The sequence below is a fragment of the Palaeococcus sp. (in: euryarchaeotes) genome (genome assembly GCF_053987695.1).
In genome coordinates this window covers 1-6639 of record NZ_JBMXHE010000117.1, presented here as the reverse complement: position 1 = coordinate 6639, position 6639 = coordinate 1, and the positions used below count along the sequence as shown (strand labels likewise).

Here is a 6639-nt window from a genome sequence, read left to right as displayed (position 1 = left end):
TTTCCTCATAGTATGCGCTTCCCCTCACCCTGAAAGTTCCCAAATACACAATACCTCCATCTTCGAGGGAGTAAACCGTCTGCTGGGGATCGGTTTCCATGCTTTCGTTGGAGATAATGAGGTAATCACCCACAACGAGCATTTCTATCCTGACATCATCTGTAACGAGGAGCCTCTCAAGAGTGCCGTTGTAATACGTATAAAGACTCTGCTCCAGCGACCCACCATTTCCCTCAACCCTCAAGAGCCACCTACCATTTTCATACCCGAGAACCTCGGTTATGCCATCCATCTCCCAAACCTTCCGCATGGATGTGAAATTCCACTCGTAGAGGCCCGCCCTCCAGAAGCCGGGTGCCTCTTTAACATTGTATGCAATCAGGTATTTTCCGTTCCCATAATATAGGGAAAGCCAGTGATCAAAGTCGAGGAAAAGAGGAATTTTTTGAACATGCGTCCCCTGGATAAGGTACGCTTCTTTATAATATTTCCCGTCCTTCTTCATGTTCGTGTAAACCACGACGGCGTTCGTCCCCAAGGGAGCTCTGCCTAAATGGGAGCCCTTTCCAAATGTTTTTATTTCGAGTAGCCTCCCCTCCCTGTAAAGGTAGAGGGTGCGGTTCTCATTGTAACTCCCTCCAAGTATGTAGTCTCCCATAATATCTCCGCAGACTTTCATCGGCTCCAAACAGCTCCCATTGAATGTGTATATCTCTCCGTTTTCCCAATCACTGATAATCCATGCCCCGCTCCATGAAAGGGGAAGGTGCTCTCCAACATAAATGAAAGAAGTTCCATTGAAAAGGTAGAGATAACCTGGCTCCCATGGCTCAGAGCCGGGCTTCCTCACGTAAACGAGTGCCGCCGTCCCATTTGAGATGGCTTTAACAACATCAATCCTCTTCTCAGGAGGCTCGTGGAAGTGGGATTCAAGCTTCTTGAGGATATCCTCAATAGAGCGGTTCGAATAAACGTAGAGATAGTTTTCCGTGCTGCCATTTGAGACCGTCATGGTGCCGATGTAGAGAACTAAAAACTTCCTGGTACTAACCAAATTTAAGAGGGTGGGACCTACATAAACAGCAGTTTTAACCCCGGTGTTAATATCCCATATGTACAGGGTTCCATTGGCATAGAGGTAAATATGGGTAGAATCAAAGGCAACATGCCAGCCGGGCGTTTTAAATCCCCCAAGGTAAGGCCATTCACCAATGCACTCATCTGTGTACCACGTTAGACCCTTCAAGCGTACAAAGCCATTTGAAGTGGCTAGATACGCAATGCCATCTTTAGGGGCGGATACATAATAATAACCCAAAAGAGAACCATTTTTGGAGTATAAAGGAACAGGCTCTCCCGAAAGGAGTGCTTCGTTAAGAGCTATGGTTGTGTTGTGGTATACGTACCATGTACCATTCCATCCCAAGGGAATTCCAAACTCTTCCACCTTAGAAACTTCAACCTTAAAACCAAGTTTTCCCACAAGGGTCTCGTTGAGGTCCACCTTTCCCCATTCCACAAGGAAAAGGGTACCATTGAAGTAGTCGAGCCACAAATTGCCGCCGGCCAGCCAAGAAAAACCCTCATCGGTGAGCACGTAATAATCGTAGAATCCCCACTGCTGGGTTTTTATGGGGCTCGTTCGGACGAAGAGGTAATCTCTCTCGGCTATTCCATCAAAGAGGTTTTCAACTTTTCCCAGGAGTTTGGATGTTCCGTTCATGAAAACCAAATAAAGTAAAGTGGACTTGGGATAATCCTCTATGTACGCTATGAGCTTCCCTCCAACTATCCTTGCACCAACGGGCTGATAACCGTTCAACTTTTTGGAGAATATTGTTCTCTTACCCCGCTTATCCCAGGTAACGATTTCATATTTACCGGCAACACGCTGAAGTATCCAGCTCCCGTTAATGTAGCCCACCATTATATAGCTCCCAAACCACGCAGGAGCATCTTGAAATTCCTTTCCATTGTAGAGGAAGTACGTAGGATATCCCGCGGGAGAACAGCCCCGCTGGGCATTGCAATAGGGGTCACCATGCCAGACTTCCACGGCTACAATACCATCCCCTCCGTGTACTCCCGTCAGCAATAATGAAGCATTAACCCGGGAGAGCATGACAAGCAGGATTAGGAATGAAAATACAAGCAATTTTCTCATCTCAACCCCTCGAAGTTTACTTAGGAACAAAGTATAAAAAGCTTGCTGTAAAACCTTAAACCTTCTCACCACCAACATACGTCTCAAGCACTTTTATGCCCCTCAGCTCTTTTTCCTCCACCTCGAATGGATCCCTATCCAAGACTATGAAATCTGCAAGTTTGCCTTCCTCAAGTGTTCCAAGTTCCTTCTCAGCATGCATTATATAAGCGGAGCCGTAGGTGTAAGCATGGAGCGCTTCCTCAAGGTTCATGACCTCATCTTCTGTGTATCTATATGTCTCCACATTTTCATGCTTTCCTCTTGTGACTGCAGCATAAATCGTCTCCCATGGATTCGTGGGTTCTATCGGGGAATCCGTGCTGAAGCCCAGGATTATTCCCCTTTCGAGCATGCTTTTAAAGGGATAGACCCACTTTGCCCTCTTTTCTCCAACCCTCTTAACCACCCACCAATCTGTAATGACAAAATGGGGCTGAACAGAAGCAACAACCCCAAGTTCTGCCATTTTCTCAATTTGATCCTCTCTCAAAATCGAGGCATGCTCTATGCGATGTCTATTTCCCTCCACACCACCAAGTGATGAATAAACCTCGAGAATCATGTCAATCGTTGCATCTCCTATGCCATGAACTGCCATCTGAAGTCCGGCTTCATGAGCCTCCCTCACTATTTTTTGCAGGAGCTCCTTTGAGATGTTTGGATAACCCCGAGTTGAAGCGTCGCTATAAGGCTCGCTCAGCCATGCTGTTCTTGCTCCTAGGGAACCGTCTGCAAGGATTTTTATTCCCTGAATTTTGAGTTTTTTCCTTCCAAATCCACTTCTAATTCCAAGTTTCTTAAGGGCATTCAAGATGTCCAAGTTTTCAAACATCCCGCTCTCTTTCACGCCTCTTTTTCCAGGATCAAGATATGCAAAAACACGCACTCTTAACTCTCTCCTCGCTTCAAGGTTCGTTAATGCTTTAAGAGTCCTCTCCTCGACACTTACTGTACCGACAGCTGTGATACCGAGGGAAGAGACATAATCACTCGCAGTTTTTAAGAAGTGTTCATAATCCTTGAGGGTTAGTGTTTCCTTGAATTTTTCTCTTGCAAGCTCAAAGGCTTCCTCCTTAACGACACCTGTGGCTTTTCCATCTTCATCCCTAATTACTCCAGGCAGCTCCGCTTCCAAAAGATCTGCAAGTTCCATAGCCTTTGTGTTAAGAACAGCTGCATGCAAACAAACACGCGAAAGCATCACCGGCTTTTCCTTAACCACCTCATCCAAATCCCAGCGTGTTGGCCATCTCTTCTCATCAAAAAGTTCCTGATCCCAGCCATGGCCAAGAATCCATGTAGTTTTAGTTTTTTTAGCGAAGTCTCCAACTTTCTCTTTGAGTTCTTTTATGCTTTTAACACCTCTCAAATCCGCCATCTCCAGATACATCCCAAGCTCCTCCAAGTGAAGGTGGGAATCAATGAATCCGGGAAAGATAACTTTGCCATGAAGGTCAATCACTTCACCGCCAAGCTCTCTGGCGATTTTTCTTGCTTTTTCATTTGAACCCACATAAAGAATCCTCTCATTTGCTACCACCAACGCGTTTACAATTTTCTTTGGCTTGAAAGAGGTGTAAATTTTTCCGTTCAAAAATGCTCTGATCATTCAACCACCATTAAAATTTGCATCGAAAGAATATAAAAAGCTCATGCCAAAACCTTTAAATATTAAAAGCTCAAACTAAGGGCGATGCCTATGAGGGGGGAGGGTGTTCTCCAGGATACAGAGCTTCTTCAATGAACCCCCTAGTGCTGAAACCAAACTCTTTTTAAGTTCACCTTTAACAGCTTTTTGGAGGTTAGAGTATGGTGGATTTTAAAACAATTGAAGAAAAATGGCAGACCAGATGGAGCCAAGAAAAAGTCTTCGAGCCCCAAATAGATAAAAGCAAGCCAAAATTTTACATAACCGTCGCATTTCCATATTTATCAGGACATCTGCATGTTGGACATGCAAGGACATATACAATACCAGATGTAATTGCAAGGTTTAAGAGAATGCAGGGCTACAACGTTTTATTCCCTATGGCATGGCACATAACGGGAGCACCGATAGTTGGAATAGCCGAGCGTATAAAACACAGAGATCCCCAAACGATCTACGTATATAAAGAGGTTTATAAGGTTCCAGAAGATATTCTGTGGAGCTTTGAGGACCCAAAGAACATAGTGAAATATTTCATGAAGGCGGCTAAAGAAACTTTCATTAAAGCTGGATTTGGAGTTGACTGGAGCAGAGAGTTCCACACCACATCACTCTTCCCACCCTTCAGCAAATTCATCGAGTGGCAGTTCCTAACGCTAAAGGAGAAGGGACTCGTGGTCAAAGGTGCCCACAGGGTTAGATGGGATCCGATAGTAGGGACAGCACTGGGAGACCATGATATAATGGAGGGAGAAGATGTTCCAATCCTGGAATATGTTCTAATAAAATTTGTACTTAAGGACGGCGAGAGAATCTATCTGCCCGCTGCCACTCTGAGAGCGGAAACAGTTTACGGTGTCACCAATATGTGGTTAAATCCGGAGGCTACATATGTGAAGGCGAAGATAAAGAGCGGAGACAAGGAGGAGATATGGGTAATAAGCAAGGAAGCGGCCTACAAGTTAAGCTTCCAGGATAAGGAGATTGAGATTATTGAGGAATTCAAGGGAGAGAAGCTAATCGGAAGATGGGTAGAAAACCCGGTTACGGGTGATGAAATAATAATCCTCCCGGCAGAGTTTGTCGATCCAGATAACGCAACCGGTGTCGTCATGAGCGTTCCTGCCCATGCACCCTTCGATCATGTTGCCATCGAGGATTTAAAAAAGAACACCGAGATTCTAATGAAGTACGATATTGATCCTCGGATTCTTGAAGAGATGAGCTATATCTCCCTGATAAGCTTGGAAGGATATGGAGAGTTTCCTGCCGTTGAAGAAGTGGAAAAGCTTGGGGTAAAGGACCAGAAAGACATTGAAAAGCTTGAACAAGCGACGAAGACAATATACAAGGAAGAATTCCACAAAGGAGTTTTCAAGATAGAACCTTACAAAGGCATGAAAGTCAGCGAAGTTAAAGAGAGGATTGCAAAGGATATGAAGGAGAAGGGCACTGCGGATATGATGTACGAGTTTGCCGACAAGAAAGTCATATCGCGCTTTGGCAACAGGGCAGTCGTTAAAATACTTCATGATCAGTGGTTCATAGATTATGGAAATCCGGAATGGAAGGAAAAGGCGAGAGAAGCACTAGAAGACATGAAGATATTCCCCGAGAGTAGAAGAAACCAATTTAAAGCGGTTATCGAGTGGCTCGACAAGAAAGCATGTGCGAGAAAAATCGGACTTGGAACTCCTCTTCCATGGGATAAAGAGTGGGTAATTGAGAGTTTGAGTGATTCGACAATTTATATGGCTTACTACACAATTTCAAGGACAATAAACAGACTTCGCGAAGAGAACCTGCTTAACCCAGAAAAGCTAACTCCAGAGTTGTTTGATTATATCTTCCTAATGAAGTTTGATGAAGAAAAGGAGAGAGAATTAAGTGAGAAAACAGGAATTTCAAGGGAAGTTATAAGAGAGATGAAAGAGGAGTTTGAGTACTGGTACCCGCTCGACTGGAGATGCTCAGCCAAAGACCTCATTCCAAACCACCTGACGTTCTTCATATTCAACCATGTTGCTATCTTTAGGAAGGAGCACTGGCCAAAGGGGATAGCGGTGAACGGCTTTGGAACACTGGAAGGTCAAAAGATGAGCAAGAGTAAGGGAAATGTGCTAAATTTCCTGGATGCTATAGAGGAGAACGGTGCCGATGTTGTGAGGCTCTACATAATGGGACTAGCTGAGCATGATAGTGACTTTGACTGGCGTAGAAAAGAAGTAGGAAAACTAAGAAAGCAGATAGAACGCTTTTATGACCTGATAAGCGAGTTCTCAAGCTATGAGAACAGGGAAATAGAGCCTATGGATATTGATAAGTGGATGCTTCATCGCCTAAATGTTGCAATCAAAGAAGCTACAGCCGCTTTAGAGGAGTTCAGAACTAGAACTGCCGTGCAATGGGCATTCTACAACATATTAAACGATCTTAGATGGTATTTAAGAAGAACAGAGGGTAGAGATGACGAAGCAAAGAGAGCTACCTTGAGGAAGCTTGCAGAGGTCTGGGTTAGACTAATGGCCCCATTCACACCACATATAGCTGAAGAACTCTGGGAGAAGCTTGGGGGAGAAGGCTTCGTGAGCCTAACAAAGTGGCCCGAGCCCGTCCCGGAGTGGTGGAACGAAACGATTGAATTAGAGGAGAGCTACATTAAAGGGCTGATAGATGACATAAAGGAGATAATAAGTGTTGCAAGGCTTGAGAATGCAAGAAGGGCTTACATCTATACCGCCGAGGAGTGGAAGTGGCGCGTCGCTGAATTGGTTGCGGAGAAGAG

3 protein-coding genes are annotated in these 6639 nt (G+C 44.7%); 1 reads left to right on the top strand and 2 read right to left on the bottom strand.

All coding sequences use genetic code 11. From position 1 onward, the window contains the following. Window positions 1-2164: hypothetical protein (locus tag ACXJGZ_RS09050; RefSeq protein ID WP_456399094.1), on the bottom strand; the 2164-nt coding region annotated here is incomplete at its 3' end. A gap of 55 nt (window positions 2165-2219) precedes the next feature. Further along, window positions 2220-3815: an amidohydrolase gene (locus ACXJGZ_RS09045; protein WP_456399092.1), complete on the bottom strand. Its 1596-nt coding sequence runs from the start codon at window positions 3813-3815 to the stop codon at window positions 2220-2222. Between the two features lie 200 nt (window positions 3816-4015). On the opposite strand from ACXJGZ_RS09045, the gene leuS reads away from it, so the two are divergent. Continuing rightward, window positions 4016-6639 (top strand): leucine--tRNA ligase (gene leuS, locus ACXJGZ_RS09040; RefSeq protein ID WP_456399090.1); only part of this gene is annotated, 2624 nt, incomplete at its 3' end.

Bases quoted from the DNA above. Each gene is read 5' to 3' on its own strand.
- ACXJGZ_RS09045 (WP_456399092.1), bottom strand. From the start codon at position 3,815: ATGATCAGAGCATTTTTGAACGGAAAAATTTACACCTCTTTCAAGCCA.